This window comes from Nocardia sp. CWNU-33 (genome assembly GCF_046764895.1).
GTDB lineage: Bacteria > Actinomycetota > Actinomycetes > Mycobacteriales > Mycobacteriaceae > Nocardia.
The window spans coordinates 159,988-179,865 of the sequence record NZ_JBKOQN010000011.1 but is presented as its reverse complement, the minus strand read 5'-3'; the positions used below and the strand labels follow the sequence as shown (position 1 = coordinate 179,865).

Annotated in this window: 16 protein-coding genes and 1 pseudogene; 4 read left to right on the top strand and 13 right to left on the bottom strand. The window is 65.9% G+C overall.

Annotated features, from left to right (window positions below; all coding sequences use genetic code 11):
* Positions 1-10: 10 nt before the first annotated feature.
* The 10 genes from ACLMAL_RS17710 to ACLMAL_RS17665 all read right to left on the bottom strand — a co-directional run bounded on the left by ACLMAL_RS17710 (position 11) and on the right by ACLMAL_RS17665 (position 10,790).
* Positions 11-1,003: an LLM class F420-dependent oxidoreductase gene (locus ACLMAL_RS17710; RefSeq protein WP_412000061.1), complete on the bottom strand. Its 993-nt coding sequence runs from the start codon at positions 1,001-1,003 to the stop codon at positions 11-13.
* A gap of 256 nt (positions 1,004-1,259) precedes the next feature.
* Entirely contained in the window at positions 1,260-2,198 is a 939-nt protein-coding gene (locus ACLMAL_RS17705; RefSeq protein WP_412000060.1) for a TauD/TfdA dioxygenase family protein, read from the bottom strand.
* A gap of 109 nt (positions 2,199-2,307) precedes the next feature.
* Positions 2,308-2,634: a 4Fe-4S binding protein gene (locus tag ACLMAL_RS17700; RefSeq protein ID WP_379061390.1), complete on the bottom strand. Its 327-nt coding sequence runs from the start codon at positions 2,632-2,634 to the stop codon at positions 2,308-2,310.
* Entirely contained in the window at positions 2,631-4,217 is a 1,587-nt protein-coding gene (locus ACLMAL_RS17695; RefSeq protein ID WP_412000059.1) for an FAD-dependent oxidoreductase, read from the bottom strand. Before ACLMAL_RS17695 ends, ACLMAL_RS17700 begins: the two co-directional genes overlap by 4 nt.
* The gene (locus ACLMAL_RS17690; protein ID WP_412000058.1) at positions 4,214-5,503 is read right to left on the bottom strand and encodes an MFS transporter; all 1,290 of its coding nucleotides are present in this window, start codon (positions 5,501-5,503) and stop codon (positions 4,214-4,216) included. The genes ACLMAL_RS17695 and ACLMAL_RS17690 overlap by 4 nt, the downstream gene beginning before the upstream one ends.
* Positions 5,500-6,846: an LLM class flavin-dependent oxidoreductase gene (locus ACLMAL_RS17685; protein WP_412000057.1), complete on the bottom strand. Its 1,347-nt coding sequence runs from the start codon at positions 6,844-6,846 to the stop codon at positions 5,500-5,502. Before ACLMAL_RS17685 ends, ACLMAL_RS17690 begins: the two co-directional genes overlap by 4 nt.
* Positions 6,847-6,884: 38 nt before the next feature.
* On the bottom strand, positions 6,885-7,775 hold the full coding sequence (locus ACLMAL_RS17680; RefSeq protein ID WP_412000056.1) for an ABC transporter permease: 891 nt from the start codon (positions 7,773-7,775) through the stop codon (positions 6,885-6,887).
* Positions 7,768-8,595 (bottom strand): ABC transporter ATP-binding protein, encoded by an 828-nt coding sequence (locus ACLMAL_RS17675; protein WP_412000055.1) that lies wholly within the window; start codon positions 8,593-8,595, stop codon positions 7,768-7,770. The genes ACLMAL_RS17680 and ACLMAL_RS17675 overlap by 8 nt, the downstream gene beginning before the upstream one ends.
* A complete protein-coding gene (locus ACLMAL_RS17670; protein ID WP_412000054.1) occupies positions 8,592-9,674 on the bottom strand; it encodes an ABC transporter substrate-binding protein in 1,083 nt (360 codons plus the stop codon). Before ACLMAL_RS17670 ends, ACLMAL_RS17675 begins: the two co-directional genes overlap by 4 nt.
* Positions 9,675-10,067: 393 nt before the next feature.
* Positions 10,068-10,790, bottom strand: coding sequence for an IclR family transcriptional regulator (locus ACLMAL_RS17665; protein ID WP_412000053.1), 723 nt, complete (start codon positions 10,788-10,790; stop codon positions 10,068-10,070).
* Between the two features lie 399 nt (positions 10,791-11,189).
* Here ACLMAL_RS17665 and mgtE point away from each other — a divergent pair, with 399 nt between their 5' ends.
* Positions 11,190-12,572 (top strand): magnesium transporter, encoded by a 1,383-nt coding sequence (mgtE, locus tag ACLMAL_RS17660; RefSeq protein ID WP_412000052.1) that lies wholly within the window; start codon positions 11,190-11,192, stop codon positions 12,570-12,572.
* Between the two features lie 153 nt (positions 12,573-12,725).
* Positions 12,726-13,400, top strand: coding sequence for a hypothetical protein (locus ACLMAL_RS17655; protein WP_412000051.1), 675 nt, complete (start codon positions 12,726-12,728; stop codon positions 13,398-13,400).
* A gap of 60 nt (positions 13,401-13,460) precedes the next feature.
* Here ACLMAL_RS17655 and nrdF read toward each other — a convergent pair whose 3' ends face one another.
* Positions 13,461-14,444, bottom strand: a complete 984-nt coding sequence (nrdF, locus tag ACLMAL_RS17650; protein WP_412000050.1) for a class 1b ribonucleoside-diphosphate reductase subunit beta — start codon at positions 14,442-14,444, stop codon at positions 13,461-13,463.
* A gap of 469 nt (positions 14,445-14,913) precedes the next feature.
* Here nrdF and ACLMAL_RS17645 point away from each other — a divergent pair, with 469 nt between their 5' ends.
* Both ACLMAL_RS17645 and ACLMAL_RS17640 read left to right on the top strand, forming a co-directional pair.
* A complete protein-coding gene (locus ACLMAL_RS17645) occupies positions 14,914-17,049 on the top strand; it encodes an MMPL family transporter (RefSeq protein WP_412000049.1) in 2,136 nt (711 codons plus the stop codon).
* A 118-nt stretch (positions 17,050-17,167) separates the two neighbouring features.
* Positions 17,168-17,566 (top strand): hypothetical protein, encoded by a 399-nt coding sequence (locus ACLMAL_RS17640; protein ID WP_412000048.1) that lies wholly within the window; start codon positions 17,168-17,170, stop codon positions 17,564-17,566.
* A gap of 75 nt (positions 17,567-17,641) precedes the next feature.
* On the opposite strand, the pseudogene ACLMAL_RS17635 reads toward ACLMAL_RS17640, so the two are convergent.
* Together ACLMAL_RS17635 and ACLMAL_RS17630 are read right to left on the bottom strand one after the other, a co-directional pair.
* Positions 17,642-18,567: pseudogene (locus ACLMAL_RS17635) on the bottom strand (dioxygenase).
* 112 nt (positions 18,568-18,679) lie between these two features.
* Positions 18,680-19,762 (bottom strand): ABC transporter substrate-binding protein, encoded by a 1,083-nt coding sequence (locus ACLMAL_RS17630; protein ID WP_412000047.1) that lies wholly within the window; start codon positions 19,760-19,762, stop codon positions 18,680-18,682.
* Between the last annotated feature and the right edge of the window lie 116 nt (positions 19,763-19,878).

Genomic DNA, 19,878 nt, shown 5'->3' with positions numbered 1-19,878 from the left:
CTCCGAGCGCTCACGCCAGCGCGGGGGCGACCTCGCGCTCGAACAGTTCGATGCCCGAGGTGTCGTAGGCGGCTTCGGGGAAGTTGAAGATGGCGTACCCGAGCCCGAGATCGCGGACCTTGGTGAGGTTCTCGATGATCTGCTCGGGCGTGCCGACCGCGGCGGTGCCCCGGTAGAGGTCATCGACATGACTGGCGGCTTGATCGGCGCCGACGAAGGGGCACAGGCGGGCCTGCAAGGTGGCGAGGCGTGCTTCGACCTCGGCCTCGGTGGACCCGATGGCGACATTGAAGTTGGAGCTCCGCACGATGGCGTCGAAATCGGTGCCGACGTCGGCGCAATGGGCGCGCAGGATTTCCGACTTGTGGGTGAACTCCTCGGGATTGCCGCTGAAATTGGTGTAGTCGGCGTACTTCGCCGCGATCCGCAGCGTTTTCTTCTCGCCACCGCCTGCGATCCAGAGCGGAATCCCGCCCTCCTGCAATGGCAGCGGACGCACGATGGCGCCGTCGACCTGGTAGTGCTTGCCGTCGAGGGTGGCCGTGCCCTCGGTCCACGCCTGCCGGAAGATCTGCACCCCTTCATCGAGGCGTCCGAGACGCTCACCCGCCGACGGGAATCCGTAGCCGTAAGCGCGCCATTCGTGTTCGTACCAGCCGCCGCCGATGCCCATCTCGACCCGGCCGCCGGAGATCAGATCTGTCGTGGCGGCGACCTTCGCCAGATAGGCCGGATTGCGGTAGCTGATCGCGGTACACATCTGCCCCAACCGAATCCGCGACGTCGAGGCCGCGAACGCCGCCATCAACGTCCACGCCTCATGGGTGGCCTCGTCGGTCGGCGTCGGCACGGTGTGGAAATGGTCGTACACCCACAGCGACTCCCAGACGTCACCGGCGTCGACTCGTTGGGCGAGATCGCGCATTACCCCCCACTGCGCCGCAGGGTCGATACCGACCAGGTCCAATCGCCAGCCCTGCGGGATGAAGATGCCGAAGCGCACAGATATCTCCTTCGTGTGTTTACCCGAAAATCTAGCCGCGATCGGTCGCCCACCGTCGGACACCGGCCGACGGTGGGGCGGCCGCACAAGTCCGCCGACGCCAACGCAACGCGCGTCGGACCCGGCCCACTGTCCCGGGTTACCGGCGGCCGATCAAGAGTTCGACGCCGCATGCGTCCAATGTCGGTGCGGTCACAGCGCGGAGCCGGCCGAGTGCCCCTGCAGCACTCGACCGGCTCCACTGACCGGCGTCGGCTCAGGCGCCGGTGAACTGTGCGCCCGAGATGGACGTCGAGGCCACCCCGTCGACGCCGACCGGGATGTCACCCTCGAGCGTGGTGCGGTACAGCACCCTGGTGACATCGAGATGATCCAGGTCGCTCGGCGCGAGATGCGCGGTGGCCCGGTTGTCCCAGAACGCGATGCTGCCCTGCTCCCAGCGGAATCGCACGGTATAGGCAGGCTGCGCTATCTCGTCGAAGAGCAGCTTCAGCAGCGCGTCGCTCTGGTTGGGGCTCAGCCCGATGATGCGGGTGGTGAAGCCCGGGTTGACGAACAGCGCCCGTTCCCCGGTTACCGGATGCACTCGAACCACGGGATGTTCGGTGACCAGCGGCGCGGCGGCCACCTTCTTCGCGTAGTCGCTGTCGGTGTTCCACGCCGGCCTACTACCACCGAACCGGTGCTCGGCGCGCAGGCCCTCGACGAAACGCCGCAGCGATTCCGGCAGGTTCTCGTAAGCGGCGACAAGGTTCGTCCACTGGGTGTCACCACCGTGCACGGGGGCGATGTCGGCACGCAGGATCGATGCCGCGGGCGGGTTGATCAGCGGGGACACATCGGTGTGCCAGAAGTTGGTGTAGCTGAATTTCCGCACGCCGAAACGCTTTTCGTACAGCCGGCTGTCGACCGCGAGGATCTCCGGGTACTCGGTCGGCGCGTCGTCGTCGTAGGGATGCGAGGGGGTGACCGCGCCGAATCGCCGGGAGAAGGCGATCTGCTCGGCGTGACCGATGTGCTGATCACGGAAGAACAGCACCTTGTACTTGTGCAGCGCGGCGGTGATGTCCTCGACCTGCTGGTCGGTGAGGGTCTCGCGCAGGTCGACGCCGGAGATTTCGGCGCCGATGTGTCCGGCGACCGGGGCGATCTGCACGGTGTCGGTGGTGGTTGTGGTGTCGTGCACGGCAGTCATGGGAACTCGCTCTGTGAGTCGGGATGGGATGGCTCGGGTCGATCTCCCGCGCAACAGGCGCTGCGGCACACACGCATGAAGTCGATGACGCGCCGTTTCGTCAAGGGCGTCACGGCAATTCCGGTCCGATCGCATAGCGGGCGCCGAGGCGTCCACCACCCCAGCCGAGCGCCTTGCGGTAGCTGCCCAATAGTTCGCGTTCGATCAGATACGTCTCGTCGCGCTGGATATCGTCGGGCGGCAGTGGCTCGGTGCGCGCCGCGACGAACAACGCGTCCACGGGGCAGTAGGCCTCGCACATGAAGCACGTCTGGCAATCGGATTGCCGTGCGAGCACCGGGATCCCGTCCGCACCTCGGTCGAAGACGTTGGTGGGGCATACCTCGATGCACTTGTCGCATCCGATGCACCGGTCGACCGAAACCACCTCGATCATGCCGATACCAACTGTGCTCGGGACCTGGCGAGGAAGGCGGGCTCGGGCTCGGTCCACACCTCGTCGAGCCCGCCGGTGATCAGTCGATGGTGCTGGGCCGGATCGAGGTTGGGGAACTCCTGGCGGCGCGCCATGCCCCGGGATTCGGTGCGGGCGAGCGCGGCGGTGTACATCCACCGCGCATGTGCGGTCATCGCCGCTGCCGAGCGGATCTTGGCGGTATCGGCGCCGGTCAGGCCCGTGCGCGCCTGCTGCCACAGCTCGTGCAGCGCCGCGAGCGCGGGCCGCAGCCGGTCGCCGTGGCGCAGGTAGTTCTTGTCGTAGGGCAGCACCTCCCGCTGCACCGCAGTGACGACCTCGGCCGGTCGGAGTCCGGCATCGGGTCGGCCGGTGGGCCGCAGCCCGACACCGCCGGCGCCGAACCGTCGCCGATCGTCGACCGAATTACCCTGGTGCAGTGCGTAGTTCGCCGCTGCGGCACCAGCCCAACTGCCCGAGGACATCGCCCACGCGGCGTTGTGGCTGCCGCCGCCGGTGAACCCGCCGCAGATCAGCTCGCGGGTCGCGACATCGCCTGCCACGTAGAGACCGGGAACGCTGCTCGAGCAATCGTGGTCGGCGACGCGCACCCCGCCAGTGCCGCGCACCGTGCCCTCGAGCAGCAGTGTGATCGGGAAGCGGTCGGTGAACGGATCGATGCCGAGCCGGTCGAAGGTGAGGAAGAAGTTCGGCTGCCCGAGTCGCATCGCCCGGCGTTGAGCTTGGTCGGCCTGGTCCAATGTGCAGTACACCGGCTCGCTCAACAGTGCTCGCGCGATCGCGGAGCGACCGCCCTTGCTCGACGCACCCGCCAGCGGCTCTCCGTTGCCCAGATAGAAGGTCGCGAAGGAGTAGTACGCGGTCTTGGTCACCGAGGTGAACTCCGGGGCGATGGCGTAGGCATTGGAGAATTCCATGCCGGAGAGCTCGGCGCCCGCCTCGACGGCCATCAAGGTGCCGTCGCCGGTATTGACGTTGCAGCCCAGCGTTTTCGACAGGAAGGCGCACCCGCCGGTCGCCAGCACGACGGCGCGGGCGGCGATATCGATGTGCGCGCCGTCCGACAGCCGCTGCAGGCGGGCTCCGGCCACTGCGCCGTCGGCGTCGGTCAGCAGTTCGATTGCGGGCGTGTGGTCGAGGATCCTCACCCCGGCGCGCCGCACCCGAAGCCGTTGGCGCTTCATGTATTCCGGGCCCTGCACGCCTGTCCGCAGCGGCTGTCCATCGCGGCCGACGGGGAACGGATAGCGGCCGATCTCGGCGAGTTCGTTGACTCGAGAGTATGTTTCGTCGAGCACCCGCGCCATCCAGCCCCGGTCGGCGAGATAACCGCCGAGAGCCTCGCGGCCGGCCATCGCCTGCTCGCGCAGCTCCGGCTCCGGCCGGACATACCAGATTCCGGTCCCGGCGGCAGCCGTCGCGCCGCTGCTACCACAGAATCCCTTGTCCGCCAGTGTGACCGAGGCGCCTGTGGCCGCGGCCTTCAGTGCGGCCCAGGTGCCTGCCGGTCCGCCGCCGAGGACGAGAACATCGAGTTCGGTCATGATGTCACCTTCTGCTGCAGGAGATCCGATTGCCGGAGCCCGGGTTGTTCCGAAGAGTCGTGGCTGCGGTGCAGGTCCCGGTCCCCGGCGGGACGCGGCCACGGGACATACTGCGGGATATACCGGCCCATTACCGTCGCGCCGAGCGCGGAAATCCCGCCGATCGTGAGGACCGAGACCGCCAGTGGGGCAGCGGTCGCCAGTGTGGCGATCAGCAGCGGCCCCGCGAAGGCACCCGCATCGTGGTTGAGACGCCATGCTGCGAGGAACTCGGCGCGGATCGCGGGGGGCGCGACGTCCGCGCCGAGGACCATGATCAGCCCGTTGCTGATCCCGTTGCCGATTCCCATCACCACCGCGACAATCCCCAGTGACGGTGCCGAATGAGTCAGTGGCACAGTGAAATATGCGATTGCCAGGATCGCGAGCGAGGGAACCGCGATGAAGCCGCGGCCGAAGCGGTCCATCACATGCCCGGCGGGATAGGCGAAGACCACCTCCAGTGCCGCACCGATGCCGAAGATCAAACTGGCTGTCGCCGCGCTCATCCCGATGTGATCGGCCCACAGCGGCAAGATCGCATCGCGGGATGTTCGCGCCACCCCGAGCAGCAGCACACCCGCGCCCAAGGTCGACAGCACTCGCCGATGCAGGCGTGCGACTCCGACGAGCGACAGCGGCGGCTCCTGCGCCTGCACAACGGTTCCCGGCACGGTCCGCACCATCAGCGCACCCGCGACGGCGAAGGCGACCAGCTCGACCACGAACCCGCCCCTGGTGCCGAGGCCGAGGATGGCCGCCGCGCCGAGGAATGGTCCGACGAAAAACCCGAGCCGCATCGAGCCGCCGAACAGCGACATCACGCGCGCGCGGCGCTCGAACGGAATGGCCTCGGCCAGGTAGGTCATCCGCGCCAGACCCCAGACGGCATTGGAGAGTCCGACGATGAGCAACCCCGCGCACAACATCGGAATGTTCTGCGCGAGCAGGCACACCAGCACGCCGACGATCCCGACCGCGGTGCCGCCGATGATCGAGGTCCGCTCGCCGACCTTGGCCACCAACTGACCTGCGGGAAGATCGCCGAGCACCTGACCGAGCCCGACCAGCGCCACCGCCAGTCCCGCGACGGCTGTGGAGGCGCCGAGGTCGAGCGCGGTCAGCGTCATGACCGGTGCGCCCGCCCCCATGCCGATGCCGCGCGCCAAGGTCGGTAGATAGACCGAGAACATCAGGGGCCGAAGAGAGTCCGTGGCAGCCGGCCCCGATTCCGGATCGGAGGTCATGCGCTCGCTTCGGTCTGCACCTCGGCGAACTGGCTTTCCACCGATTCGAGTCCGTAGTGCCCGCGCAACGTATCCGCCTCGTAGTCGGAGCGGAAGAGGCCGCGCTCCTGCAGGATCGGCACCACCCGCTCGACGAAGACCTCGAGTCCACCTGGCAGATACGGCGGCATGATGTTGAAGCCGTCCGCCGCGCCGTTCTCGAACCAGGTCTGCAGCTCGTCGGCGATCTGCGTCGGCGTGCCCGCGAACGAGCGGTGGCCACGACCACCGCCCAATTTGCCGATCAGCTGGCGCACCGTGAGGTTCTCGTTCTCGGCCAATTCCTTCACCAGGGTGAACCGGCTCTTGCCGCCCTCGATTTCGGTCACCGACGGCAGCGGTGGCAGCGGTGCGTCGAGTGCGTGCTCGGTGAGATCGATGCCGAGCAGCCGTGACAGCTGACCGAGCGCATAGTCGGGTGAGATCAGGTCGGTGAATTCCCGCTCCAGCGCCTCGGCCTCCGCCGTGGTGTCGGCAATGTAGGGCACCAGTCCCGGCAGCACCTTCAGCTCGTCGGCGGAGCGTCCGTATTTCGGCAGCCGAGACTTGAGATCGCGGTAGAAGGCCTGTCCCTCGGCCAGTGTCCGCTGCGCGGTGAACACCGCCTCGGCGTATTGCGCGGCGAATTCCTTACCGCTCTCCGATGATCCGGCCTGAACGAGCAGGGGCCGCCCCTGTGGGCTGCGCGGCGAGTTCAGCGGCCCGCGGACCTTGAAGCGGGGACCGTCGTAGTCGACGGTGTGTACCTTGTCGGGGTCGGCGAAGACCCCTTCCTCCGGGTCGAGGACGATCGCCGAGGATTCCCAGCTGTCCCACAGTTGGATCGTGACGTCGACGAATTCCTGCGCCCGTTCATAGCGGCGGGCATGCTCGGGGATGGCTTCGAAGCCGAAGTTGAACGCCTCCTCCTCGCTGCCCGAGGTGACAATGTTCCAGCCCGCCCTTCCGCTGCTGATGTGGTCGAGCGAGGCGAACTTGCGGGCCAGATTGAACGGTTCGTTGTAGGTGGTGGAAGCAGTGGCGATCAGCCCGACCCGCGAGGTGGCCGCGGCGATGGCGGCCAGCAGCGTCACCGGCTCGAAGACCGCCAGCGTATTGCGCTTGATGCGCGGGCCGACCGCGAGGCTGTCGGCGAAGAACACCGAGTCGAGCTTGCCGCGCTCGGCGATCCGCCCCAGCTCTTGGAAGTGCTCCACGTCGAGCACCCGGTGCTCTTCGGTGCGCGGGTGTCGCCACGCCGCCTCGTGGTGCCCGACTCCCATCAGAAAGGCGTTGAGGTGGAATTGTTTACGAGATGCCGACATCGGTGATTGTTCCTTTGGTACGGGTTCGGATGGCCGGGTCAGGCGTTCGATTCGATACGCCAGCGCGAGAAATGGCGTTCGAGGGCGACGAGGACACCGTTGAAGACGAGGCCTAGCAAGGAAATGGCGAGGATTCCCGCGTACATGTCGGGGATCTGGAAGTTCTGCTGCGCCGCGGTGATCAAATAGCCGAGTCCGGCTCTGGCGCCGACCATTTCGGCGGCGAGCAGCACAAGGATCGAGCCTGCCGCGGCCATCCGCAGGCCGGTGAAGACGGAGGGGAGCGCGGCGGGCAGGATCACCTTCTGGAACAGCCGCAGCGGCGACAGCCCCAGCGATACTGCGGATTTGATGAGCAGCGGGTCCACGGTGCGCACACCGGTGATGGTGTTGAGCAGGATCGGGAAGGAGCTCGCATATACGACGAGCGCTACCTTCGAGGTTTCCCCGATACCGAGGATCAGCACGAACACCGGAAGCAATGCCAGCGCGGCGGTGTTGCGGAACAGCTCCAGTATCGGGTTCAGGAAGTCGGAAACCGGCTTGTACCAGGCGATCGCGACCCCGAGCGGCACCGCGAAGGTCAGCGCGATCGAGTAGCCCGTCAGCGAGCGACCGAGGCTGGTCGACACGTGTGTCCACATCTCGCCGCTCTGCACCAGGTCGATGAATGCCTGCGCGACCGTGGTGAACGGTGGCAGGAATATTTCGTCTACCAGCCCCCAAGCCGGTGCGAACTGCCATATCAGCAGAAATGCGGCAAACGCGGTAGTCGGCTTCAGCACGCGCCAGCCGAGCTTGCACGTTGCGGCGAGCGCCCGCCAGCCGATCGAGGGCCCGGCCGCGGCCGCGTCGGCCGGGGCGAGTTGGGGTGGCACGGCCATCTGGAGTCGAGCCGGGGGAGCGATGAGTTCCACTGCGCTAGACATGGGTCAGCCTCTCGGTGTCGGATACGACGGGGGTGTGCTCGGGCGCGATCTCGCTCTGCAGCAGCGACCAGATCTGGTGCCGATACCCGCGGAAGACCTCGGTCGACCGGATGTCTGCTGCGGCATTCCTGTCGATGTCGACATCGAGCACCGCTTTGATGCGGCCCGGTCGCGCGGTCAGCACCGCGACCCGCTGGCCGAGGTACACCGCCTCATCGATGCCGTGGGTGATGAACAGGATGGTCTTGCCGGTTGCTTGCCAGATACGTAAAAGCTCGTCCTGCAACGACTCCCGGGTCTGTGCGTCGAGCGCGGCAAATGGCTCGTCCATCAGCAGTACCTCCGGATCGAAGGCGAGACTGCGGGCGATGGCGACGCGTTGCTTCATGCCACCGGACAGTTCGTGCGGGAAGCGGTCACCGAACCCGCCGAGTCCGACCAACTCCAGATACTCCTCGGCGCGTTCGCGCCGGGCGCTGCGCCGCAAACCCTTTGCCTCGAGGCCGAATTCGATATTCGCGCGCGCCGTGCGCCAGGGAAACAGTGCGTATTGCTGGAATACGATGCCCCGGTCGAGTCCTGGGCCGTCGATCGGTTTGCCGTCCAACAGGATTTCACCGGAGGTGGGCTTGCTCAATCCACCGAGCAGATCCAGCAGCGTCGATTTGCCGGAGCCGCTCGGCCCGACCAGGACGAGGAACTCGCCCTCCCGCAGGTCCAGCGAGATGTCCTCGATGGCGGTGAATTTCTCGTGTGAACCACGGATCGGAAATTGCTTGTTGACGTGAGTGAGCGAGAGTTTCACTGTGGTTGTTGTCATTTCGCTGCCACCGCTTCACCGGTCGGTCCGCTCTCCGCGGGGAAGGCGCCATTGGAGTAGGGGTTGTACTTATTGGTGAACAGATCGGTGACCTTCAGCTGTCCTTCTTTGAGCTCGCCATTGCGCACCAGCCAGTCGATCCAGATCTGCAGTTCCTTTTCGGCGATCACGCCACCGGCAACGGGAATTCCCGAGCTCTTCCAATACTTCAGCAGGTCGGTGTTCTCGTTGCGGCCACGCTTTTCGATGATTGTCCTGAATCGCGCGACCACCTCGTCGCGCGGAGTGACCTGCAGCCAGCGGGTTGCCCGCGCGGTCCCCTGGACGAAGTCCGCCACCGCCTCGGTGTTTTTCGCGATGTAGTCGTTTCGGAAAACGTAGGTGCCGTAGTCGAACTGTCCGAAAAGCGCCTTGTCGGTGTAGAGCGGGTGGATGCCGCCGCGTTCGACGGCGGTGTCCCGGAAAACGGCACCCAGGGTGCCGACCTCTACCTGGCCCTTGCGCAGCGCGTCCTCGGTGTTGGCGGGCGGCAGCACAACCAGTTGGACCTGCTTGACCTCGCTGTCGGTGAGGCCCTGCTGATGCAGCCACTCCCGCGTGATGAACTCGTGGTGCGCGCCGAGGGTATTGACGCCGACCTTCTTGCCGATGAGGTCGCGTGCCGATGTGATACCAGAATCGTCGCGGACAAAATATCCAGTGAACGACTTCTCGTCCGCGCCATAGGAACTGAGCACCGAGGTGACCTTGGCGCCACCGGAGATCAGCTTCACGACGGCGCCGTTGAACGCGCTGCCCACCTCGACCTGGTTGGTCGCCGCCGCCTGAATATTGGCGGGCCCGCTGGTGGTGTCGCCCTCCCAGTGCAGTGCGATCTTGCTGAAGTAGCCGAGGTCCTCCGCCAGCTCGTACGCGGTGACCTGACCGGTGGTGCCCTGATAGCGGATGACGGCCTTGCCGTCTGCAGTTGTGCCCGGTTCGGACTTGCTGCACCCAGTGAGAACGGAAATACCGGTGAGCAGGGTGAGGGCGGCGGCGAACGCTCGGGTTCGGCGGCGCGGAGGTGCGGAGGACGGCATGGTGTTTTCCTTCGATGAAAATGCGCTGCGCGGAACGAAATAGGCATGCGGCAGCGACAGTGGAGTCGCTGATATTGCGACTCGAGGATGTGTCGGAATCTCCGAAAGCGCGAACCGGACCGGTGCGGAACATGTTCCGCCGGGCTCGTCGCTGCGTCAGGGGCGACAGATCCCGTGCGGAACCCGCATGAGGTCGATCGCGCGGCGGCGGATCAGCGCTGTGGGTATCAACACGTCGAGACTTTCTCGAGTTCTGGTGCGGGTCGGGCGGTGGCTGTGACTTTCAATGGTGTGGCCCTGCGGACGGGGAAACAACGGCCATTCCACATTGTGAAAATCGGCGTGAGTTTATTTCCGGCACAGTGGTACTCCCGCTGCTCGGGTGTCCGCTGCTCAGCTCGTCGAGCCGGCGCCGTTCTGCACGACCCCGCCGATGCGCACGGCGATCTGACGCATGGCGGGCAGGATTTCGCGGACCAGTTCGTCGTTGAGTCGCGCCGAGCGCGCCTGCACGCTCAGCGCGCCCCAGACCTGCTTGTCGGCCCCGAACACCGGCACCGCGATCGAGCGCACCGGATCATCGCTCTCGAGCTCCTCGAGCGCGAAACCCTTGCGCCGCACCAGATTCAAGTCTTCGGTGAGACGTTGGTCCGCAGGCGTGTAGGCGAGTAGGGCGCGCCCGGCCGCGCTGGATCGCAGCGGTTGCCGCAGGCGCGGCAGCTGATGGGAACAGAAGAGCACCGGCGGACGCGCGTGGAAGACGGTGACGGCGTCGCTCGAATCGGCGACGCTGAGACTCGCGGTGATCTTGATCCCGGCGGCGAGGGCGTACATATGTGGTGCGGCCGAATCGATGCCGAGCCGAGTCAGCGCCGGCCGCGCCAGCGTCGCAAGACCTTGCCCGACCCGGTAGCGGTCGGTGGCCGGGTCCTGCTCCAGCAGCCTGCCGCGCACCAGAGCCTGGGCGAGGCGGTGCGCGGTGCTGACCGGAACACCGGCCAGATGCGCCAATTCGCTGATCGAGAGCTCGGGATCGTCACCTTCGAAGCAGTTCAGCAGATGGATGGCCCGCTCGACGGCCTGAGACCCCGAACGCGGCTGATAGGTGGTGCCCATGGTGATTCCTCGCGGTCCGGCTGCCGGTCCGGCGGCGGGTGCGGACCTGGCACACACTGTCCTCGGCCGGCTGTGGTCGAGCAATAGTTCGACGCCGGGTGCGTCTAATGGCGGCTGCGGTGGCGGCGATCACTCGTGGTGAGTTGTTCTACCCCGGCATGTATCCTGCACAAGGACGTAATCGTGTCCTTTCGGTGTTTTCGGTAGATGGCGTGGACGCAGAGATCCGCGGCAACGACTAGAAGGAGGTGGGGTTGCCATGCGCAGCGAACCTCCGAGTCGAAGGCCGCGCGGCGCCGCCCTCTCGCACTCATAGCTCGTACGCGACAGCAGGGACCGGCGCCCGCGGTGTGAATCACACGCGTCTCATTCACCTCCCGCTCTGCTGAGGACTTCCCCATGTCGCAGACCGAACTCATCGATGCACGCTCGACGCTGCCCGACGTCGCGTTGCCCGACGTTTCGTTGCAGGATGCCGTCGACACCCACCGCGTCGACGCCGCGCTCGAATGGCTCGACAACCACCCACCGCACGTCATCGCCGACCAGCTCGCCCGTATGGACGCCGTCCAGGCAGGCATGGCCTTCCGACTGCTGGACAAGGATCTGGCGCTCGCGGTGTTCGAGGAACTCGAACCGGTGGACCAGCAGCAGATCCTGCAGGGCCTGCGCGACCAGACCTTCCGCGAGCTCGTCGAGGGCATGGACCCAGACGACCGGGCCAGGATGTTGCGTGAGGCGCCGGCAAAGGTCGCCAAGAAGGTGCTCGCGGGGCTGAGCCAGCGCGAGCGCCGGATGACCGCGGCGCTGCTGGGCTACCCCGAGGGCTCGGTCGGGCTGTACATGACGCCGGAAGTTGTTGCGCTGCCGCGCAATCTGAGCGTCGCCGATGCGCTGCAGACGGTGCGGGTCAAGGGCATCAACGCCGAGACGGTGTACACGCTGCCGGTGGTGGACTCCGGCCGCCGCCTCACCGGCATCGTGGAGCTGCGCGAGCTGGTGCTGAGCCGGCCGGACACGATGGTCTCCGAACTCGTCGTCACCGAACCCGCCTTCGTGCGGGCCACCGACTCCGCCGAGAAGGCGGCGCGGCTGATGCGCGAGACCAACGACATCAACCTGCCGGTCGTCGACAGCGAGGACCGGCTCGTCGGCCTGCTCACCATCGACGACGCGGTCGAGGTCATCGAGGCCGCCGACAGCGAGGACGTGGCCAAGCAGGCCGGATCCGCGCCGTGGGAAGGCCACTACATGGCGGCGGGGGTATTCCAGCTCGCTCGCTACCGCGCGCTATGGCTGCTGCTGTTGCTGCTCGCGGCGACGTTGACCGTCAGCGTCACCGACTTCTTCTCCGGAACTCTGGAGCAGGCCGCGCACCTGGCGCTGTTCATTCCGCTGCTCATCGGTGCGGGCGGGAATGCCGGCGCGCAAGCGGCCACCTCGTGTGTGCGCGCGCTCGCCGTCGGTGAGGTACGCGGTTCGGACTTGCTCAAGGTGATCTGGCGGGAATGCCGGGTCGGCCTGGTGCTCGGCGGCATGCTCGCCGGCGCCGGCGTGATCATCGGGGCATTGTTCGTCGGCGCGAAGGTCGCGCTCGTCGTCGGCATCACCCTGATCCTGATCTGCGGCTGGGCCGCCACCATCGGCGGCACCATGCCGCTGCTGGCCAAGCGCCTGCGCATCGACCCGGCCGTGGTCTCCGCCCCCATGGTGACCACTCTGGTCGATGCCACCGGCCTGATCATCTACTTCACGACGGCCAAAATCGTTCTGGGCATCTGACCGAATTGTGAAGGGGCCCTGGGGGTCTCGTCATGGTGCACCCGGCGGCAGCTGTTCTGGTTCGTAACGGCAAAACACTGGCATATGCCAGTGTTGTCGGCTAGTGTCGAACACGTTTTCGATGCCGTAGCGAAGAAGGGGAGGGCTCGGCCCATGAGTAGCAGCGGGAAACCACTTGAACAGCGTGTGTACGAACTAGAACTATGGCGTGATCACCAGATCACCCGGGATACTGTGACGGTGACGCAAATTCACGAGCAGCTAGCCGCGATCCACACCGGCATCGCCGACATCCACACCGATATCGGTGATCTGGATGGACGCTCGGTTGCCTCACGGCTTATTTCGATGGGCGTCGACATCGGCAGTATCGCATCTCGTCAGGATGAGATGGCGTCGCGTCAGGATGAGATGGCGTCGCGTCAGGATGAGATGGCGTCGCGTCAGGATGTGATGGCGTCGGGTTTGGAGGCGATGGCGTCGCGTCAGGATGTGATGGCGTCGGGTTTGGAGGCGATGGCGTCGCGTCAGGATGAGATGGCGTCGGGTTTGGAAGTGATGGCGTCGCGTCAGGATGAGATGGCGTCGGGTTTGGAAGTGATGGCGTCGCGTCAAGACGTGATGGCTTCCGGTTTGGAGGCGATGGCGTTGCGTCAAGACGCGATGGCTTCCGGTTTGGAGGCGATGGCGTTGCGTCAAGACGCGATGGATCGCAGGCTGATATCGGTAGAGGCAGATGTCAGCACTATCAAGGTTGATGTGGGTGGGTTGAAGACCGACGTTGCTCAAATTCTGCGAATTCTGCAGAAGCCCAACGGCGGCACGTAATTCAGGGATCGAGTGTGCCGGTGCCCTGCCGCTGCTGGAATCGCAGCGGCAGGGTGGCGGTCAGAACTCCCAGTCGGCGTCTTCGGTGTTGACCGCCTTGCCGATGACGTAGCTGGAACCGGAGCCGGAGAAGAAGTCGTGGTTCTCGTCGGCATTGGGCGAAAGTGCCGACAGGATAGCAGGATTCACGTCCGTCTCGTCCTTGGGGAACAGACCTTCGTAGCCCAGGTTCATCAGGGCCTTGTTGGCGTTGTAGCGCAGGAACTTCTTGACGTCCTCGGTGAGCCCCACCTCGTCGTAGAGGTCCTGGGTGTACTCGACCTCGTTGTCGTACAGCTCGAAGAGCAGCTCGAACGTGTAATTCTTCAGCTCGTCGCGCTCGGCCTGGCCGACGAGCTCGAGGCCCTTCTGGTACTTGTAGCCGATGTAGTAGCCGTGCACGGCCTCATCGCGGATGATGAGCCGGATCAGGTCGGCGGTGTTGGTGAGCTTGGCCCGCGAGGACCAGTACATCGGCAGGTAGAAGCCGGAGTAGAACAGGAAGCTCTCCAGCAGAGTGGAGGCCACCTTGCGCTTGAGCGGATCGTCGCCGTTGTAGTACTCCAGCACGATCTCGGCCTTGCGCTGCAGGTTTCGGTTCTCCTCCGACCAGCGGAACGCGTCGTCGATCTCACGCGTGGAGCACAGCGTGGAGAAGATGGAGCTGTAGCTCTTGGCGTGCACCGACTCCATGAATGCGATATTGGTGTACACCGCCTCCTCGTGCGGGGTCAGTGCGTCCGGAATCAGGCTCACCGCGCCGACGGTGCCCTGAATGGTGTCCAGCAGTGTGAGACCGGTGAACACGCGCATGGTCAATTGCTTCTCATCGGCGGTGAGGGTGTTCCACGACGGAATGTCGTTGGACACAGGCACCTTTTCGGGCAGCCAGAAGTTGCCGGTCAGTCGATCCCAGACCTCGGCATCCTTCTCGTCGGGCACCCGATTCCAGTTGATCGCCGACACCCGATCGATCACCTTAGTTACACGCGTTTCAGGCGACATGGCTCCGTCCCTCCATCGCGATAGACGACACCCGATCGATCAGTTTCATCCTGCCTCCACACCCTTCCCGAGCACGCTGCCGTCACGGAACTGCTACCCACTGAACACTACTCCTAGTGGGTGACAAGTCCATGCAGCACAACACCTTGTGTCGCAGCGATGCATGTCACTGTGGCGCAGATACGCCCATGACCACCGCATGCGCGACCCATTGTCCGTCATGACTTGTGATTCGAGCGCATCGGACCCGGCGCGTTCCGATCGATCGCCGGTGGTTTGCCTACCACAGTGTTCCGGTGCCGAGTCGTGACGGATGGCATGGTCTGCGCCCCGGTCGTGCGGTTAGCTGTCCTTCGATCGGCGAATGCCGGTGCCGCATTCGCCGATCGCCGATCACGCCCGGCGCCATGGACTCCGGAATACCCCGGCAGTAGCATCGGTGCCAACGTGTGGTGACCGAGGGGGCCCGATGTCCGCACCGACACCGTCTGCACCGACCGATCCCGATATGACCGACCTGGTCGGGAAGCTTGCGCGAATACCGAGCGGTCGCCGCGGCAAGTGGGTGGTCCTCGGGGTCTGGATCATCGCACTGATCGCGCTGGGCTCCTTCGCGGGAAATCTCACCGGCGCGCAGAAGAACGACAGCGTCACCTGGCTGCCCGACAGCGCCGAATCGACACAGGCATTCAAGCTGGCAGAAAAATTCGGCAACAGCGAGCATGTGCCAGTCGTGCTGGTCTATGAGCGGACCAGCGGTATCACCGATGCGGACCGGGTCGCGGTCGGCGCGGACGCGGCACGATTCAAGCAACTCGAACACGTCGTCGTCGATAATGTGCTCGGCCCGATCCCCTCCGGAGACGGCCAGGCCGTAGAGATCCTGCTGCCGATCGACATGGGCACCGAAGGCTGGCCCCGGCTGACCGACGTGGTCACCGAGATCAAGGACGGCGCGGGTGATCGGCCGGCGGGATTGTCCTTCTACGTCACCGGGCCCGCCGGATACGCGGCGGAATTCGGTGCCGCGTTCAAGGGCATCGACGGCCTGCTGCTGTACTCCGCCGCGGCGGTCGTCATCGTCATTCTGCTGCTGACCTACGGGCCGATGCTGTGGGCGCTGCCGCTGATCGCCGCGGGGTTCGCGCTGACGATCGCGCAGAGCGCCGTGTACGGCGCGACGCAACTCGGCTTGACCGTCAATGCGCAGAGCCAGGGCATCCTCACCGTCCTGGTATTCGGCGCGGGCACCGACTACGCCCTATTGCTGGTCGCGCGCTATCGCGAGGAACTGCGCAGGCACACGGATAAACACGCGGCGATGGCCGTCGCTCTGCATCGGGCCGGGCCCGCCGTGCTCGCCAGCGGTTCCACCGTGATCATCGCGATGCTGGCGCTGCTGGTCGCGGAAATGAACTCCACCAAGGGCATCGGTCCGGTCTGCGCGATCGGTGTCGCGGTCGCGCTCGCGGCGATGCTGACGCTGCTGCCCGCACTGCTGGTCATCGTCGGCCGGTGGATCTTCTGGCCGCGTCACCCCGATTTCGGCACCGCCGACCACACCGAATCCGGTCTCTGGGCGCGTATCGGGCTGTTCATCGCGGATCGACCGCGTCCGGTCTGGATTGTCACCGCGCTGGCGCTCGTCGGGCTCGCATTCGGTGTCGTCGGCCTGCAGTCCAACGGCATCGCGAACAAGGATTCGTTCGTCGGCTCGTCCAATGCGGTCACCGGAACCGAAGTCTTGGAACGCCATTTCGACGCGGGCACCGGTCAGCCGGTCATTGTCATCGCGCAATCCGCGCGGGCCGACGCCGTCGCCGCCGCGGTGCGCGCTACACCGGGCATCGCCGCGCCGACGCCGCCGATGGTCAAGGACGATCTGGTCTATCTGGAAGGCACGCTGTCCGACCCGCCGGACAGCAAGGCCGCCGACGCGACGGTCGACCGCGTGCGCGCCGCCGTGCACACGGTGGACGACCAGGCCAAGATCGGCGGTGGCACCGCAGTGGTGCTGGATATCAAACGTGCAGTGGCCCATGATAATCGGGTCATCGTGCCGGTGGTGCTCGCCATCGTGATGGTGATCTTGATGGTGCTGCTGCGCGCGGTCCTGGCACCGATCGTGCTGACCGCGACTGTGGTGCTGTCGTACTTCGCGGCACTCGGGTTGAGCCGCTGGATCTTCGACCTGGTCGGGTTCGTGGGCACCGATGCCGGGCTGCCACTGCTCGCGTTCGTGTTCCTGGTGGCCCTCGGCATCGACTACAACATATTTCTGATGTCGCGGGTCCACGAAGAGGCGAAGAAGCACGGCACGCGCCACGGTGCGCTGATCGGTTTGTCGGCGACCGGCGGGGTGATCACCTCGGCCGGGCTCGTGCTGGCCGGCACGTTCGCGGTCTTCGCGACCATGCCGGTGGTGACGTTCGCCGAGATGGGCATCGTCATCGCCGTCGGTGTTCTGCTCGACACGGTGATCGTCCGCTCGATCCTGGTGACCGCGCTGACCCTGGATATCGGCGACCGCATCTGGTGGCCGAGCGCCCTGGCACGTCCGCGAACAGAAACGGTGGCCGAATCGGTGGTCAGCGTCGGCAAGTAGCCGCACAGCTGGGTCGCTCGCGCCGAACTCGCCTCATGGCCTGCGCCGATTTCGGCCGCGCACCGGATACGTTGTGGCGGATAGGCGATTGCCACGCGTTTCGGAAGGAGTGTGTGTTATGACCAGTCCCGCCTCGACCCCGATACGTCCGGTGCGCAATGACATGACGATTTTCGCTGGCACCCTGATCCTGATCACCGGCCTGCTGCACCTGCTGACAGCGATCGCTGCCATCGCTGGGCGCGGCATCTTCGTGGTGACCGAAGACCAAGTTTTCCTGGTCGACGTCTCCACATGGGGATGGGTCCACCTGGTGATCGCGGCGCTGATCATCGTGGCGGGCGTCGGCGTCGTCACCGGTAAGATCTGGGGTTACCTCGCAGGCATCGGGATGGCGTCGGTCAGCATTCTGGACAACTTCCTGTTCGCCCCTATCTACCCGTTCTGGGCATTGGTGATCATCGCCATCGACATCCTGGTGATCTGGGCGCTGGCCCGCCAGCTCGGCGCCGACTAGCGCAGACGCCGTCGAGTTTCGCGCCTCGGCCCCTGGATGCCGTCGAGTACGGGACCCGGGGGCCGAGTCGTCTGCTCACCTAGCCCGTGGCGGTGGGCCACCAGGTTCGCCGGGTGGCCTACCGGGGCCGTCATCGGACCGAATGTTCGCCGACTTCTCGGCGACACCGACGGTGAGCGCGACCGAAATCCCCGACGCGGGCGCGCCTGACACACTGGCCAGTTCGGCATCCCAGCCGTCACCGAGACGTTGTCCGAGGCCAGTGAGGTGTTGGCAAGGTTGGGAATGCTCTTCGCGTAGCCGGAGTCGTAGGCGTACACCGCAGCGCAGGCGTCCTGGGGGAGGGCGATCTGCGAGGTGAGGCGGGCGTTATCACCCGCGACGGCCACCGCGAGCGAGTCGTAGACTTCGAAATGGATATGGGTCCACCGGCCGGAATAGCAACCGGGGAAGACGGATTCGAAGGTAACCTTGCCGGTAGCGTCCGCCACCTGGACACCGCGCAGATAGTTCTGCGTGGTGACGCCGTCGCTGTACAACGAGTACTTGCCGTCCCGGTCACAGTGCCACAGATACACGGCCATGCCGGAGCCGGCCGCGCCGCTGTTGGCCAGATCCTGCAGCATCAACTCGATCTTCATCGGAACACCATGGGCGACACCGGAATACGACCCGAAACTGCCGGTGATGTCGCGGCGCACAACGCCGGAGTCGATGAGCACATTGGGCCCGTTGGATCCGTCGCCAGGATACGGGCCGGCAGTCTCCTGCGGAATCGCGGCGGCTGTCGCGGCCGCCGCAGTGGTGGTGGACGCACCGCTTGTCGCTGTCGTCCCGGTGGTTGCCGCCGCACAGCCCGCCGCGACCGTCGCCGCTCCCGCGACACCGAGGAAGGTCAGTGCATTGCGCCGCGACAGCATCACCGTCATGTCGTGCGCGAGCCCGAGATCGTGTTCGTGCACTTGGCTGCCGTCGCCGCGGCGCGCGTGGTGTGCGCTCACTGCGTATCCTTCCGTCGTCGCAAACTCTTGTCTTTCGCGACGTTATGGCGGAGGGCTCGGTGGTGTCTGGGTTCCCGCTGGGAGTCCCCTGTGAGTGCGAGACGAGCCGGGGTCAGTCGGTGACGAATCCGTTGAGCGTGCCGCGGATGTCGGTGAGCAGCGCGCGGGCGGCGCTCAGGCCCCTGCCGTACCAGACGGAGTCCTCGACAGCGAAGACACGGTGGTCGGTGGCGGCGCCGAGTTCTTTCCACGCGTCGCTGCGCAACACGGTTTCCCCGTGCTTCTTGCCTGCCTCGCCCGCGAAGATCACGTAGATGAGATCGCCTTCGACCTTGTCGAGATCGGCGGCGCCGATGTCGAAGGAGGGGCCGCGCTGCACGGTCGGGCGCTGCACACCCGCGTCGGCGAGGACTCCGCCCGCGAAGCTGTTGGCGCCTTGGACCTGGTCCTGGTCGGCGGTGAACCGGACGACCGAGGCCTGAGTCTGGTTGGCGATGACCGCTTTACCGGTGTCGACGGCCTCGGTGCGGTAGTTCTCCAACGCAATGTTCGCGGCGTTGCTACGGCCGAGACCCGCTGCGAGTCCGGTGAATTCGGCCTGCCAGCCGCTGGTGGTGCCGGCCAGGACGGTGGGTGCGATGGCCTGCAATGCGTCGAAACCGGCTGTGCCCGAGGGCAGGTCGCCGATGATCACGTCGGGGCGCAGCTCGGCGATCTTGGCGAGATCTGGCTGCGCGGCGGTGCCGACGCTGGGAATCTTGTTGACGCCGTAGCCGAGATAGGCCGGGTGCGGGGTCGGTCCGTCATCCGTGGTCGCACCGACGACGCGCTCCCACAGACCGAGTGCGCAGGTCGCGTCCAGGGCCGAGGTGGTGAGCACCACTATGCGTTGCGGGTCCGCGGGCACCTCGGAGATGCCCGCGGCATGGGTGACGGTGCGGGTACCGCTCGCCGTATCCGGCGCGCTCGGCAGTGGACAGGCCATGGTGGTGTCGCGCTCCAGCCCCACCACACCCGCGCCCGCAATGTTCGTCGTGGTGCGCACGATCGAGGCGGCATCGTCGGTTTGGCTGCTACAACCTGCCACGAGGACGGCTGTGCACAGCGCGGCGACGGCCGCACTTCGGCGACCGAGCGTGCCGTATCGGGTCGAGTCCATGTGGTTTCGGGTGCGAACAAGGGCGCTCACCGGCATGCGGGTGAGGGTACATGCGTCGGCGTCGGTGCGGTGCGAAGGCCACCACGCGACGCGGCCGCAGGAAACCGCGGCACGGATTCCTGCGGCCGAGGGCCGAGTGTCTCGCGCTCAGG

What these genes read in the sequence shown, in the direction of transcription:
- ACLMAL_RS17685 (WP_412000057.1), bottom strand. Translation starts at nt 6,846, where the DNA reads ATGTCGGCATCTCGTAAACAATTCCACCTCAACGCCTTTCTGATGGGA.
- ACLMAL_RS17670 (WP_412000054.1), bottom strand. Translation starts at nt 9,674, where the DNA reads ATGCCGTCCTCCGCACCTCCGCGCCGCCGAACCCGAGCGTTCGCCGCC.
- ACLMAL_RS17645 (WP_412000049.1), top strand. Translation starts at nt 14,914, where the DNA reads ATGTCCGCACCGACACCGTCTGCACCGACCGATCCCGATATGACCGAC.
- ACLMAL_RS17675 (WP_412000055.1), bottom strand. Translation starts at nt 8,595, where the DNA reads ATGACAACAACCACAGTGAAACTCTCGCTCACTCACGTCAACAAGCAA.
- ACLMAL_RS17700 (WP_379061390.1), bottom strand. Translation starts at nt 2,634, where the DNA reads ATGATCGAGGTGGTTTCGGTCGACCGGTGCATCGGATGCGACAAGTGC.
- ACLMAL_RS17695 (WP_412000059.1), bottom strand. Translation starts at nt 4,217, where the DNA reads ATGACCGAACTCGATGTTCTCGTCCTCGGCGGCGGACCGGCAGGCACC.
- nrdF (WP_412000050.1), bottom strand. Translation starts at nt 14,444, where the DNA reads ATGTCGCCTGAAACGCGTGTAACTAAGGTGATCGATCGGGTGTCGGCG.
- ACLMAL_RS17705 (WP_412000060.1), bottom strand. Translation starts at nt 2,198, where the DNA reads ATGACTGCCGTGCACGACACCACAACCACCACCGACACCGTGCAGATC.
- ACLMAL_RS17640 (WP_412000048.1), top strand. Translation starts at nt 17,168, where the DNA reads ATGACCAGTCCCGCCTCGACCCCGATACGTCCGGTGCGCAATGACATG.
- ACLMAL_RS17630 (WP_412000047.1), bottom strand. Translation starts at nt 19,762, where the DNA reads ATGCCGGTGAGCGCCCTTGTTCGCACCCGAAACCACATGGACTCGACC.
- ACLMAL_RS17690 (WP_412000058.1), bottom strand. Translation starts at nt 5,503, where the DNA reads ATGACCTCCGATCCGGAATCGGGGCCGGCTGCCACGGACTCTCTTCGG.
- mgtE (WP_412000052.1), top strand. Translation starts at nt 11,190, where the DNA reads ATGTCGCAGACCGAACTCATCGATGCACGCTCGACGCTGCCCGACGTC.
- ACLMAL_RS17680 (WP_412000056.1), bottom strand. Translation starts at nt 7,775, where the DNA reads ATGTCTAGCGCAGTGGAACTCATCGCTCCCCCGGCTCGACTCCAGATG.
- ACLMAL_RS17665 (WP_412000053.1), bottom strand. Translation starts at nt 10,790, where the DNA reads ATGGGCACCACCTATCAGCCGCGTTCGGGGTCTCAGGCCGTCGAGCGG.
- ACLMAL_RS17655 (WP_412000051.1), top strand. Translation starts at nt 12,726, where the DNA reads ATGAGTAGCAGCGGGAAACCACTTGAACAGCGTGTGTACGAACTAGAA.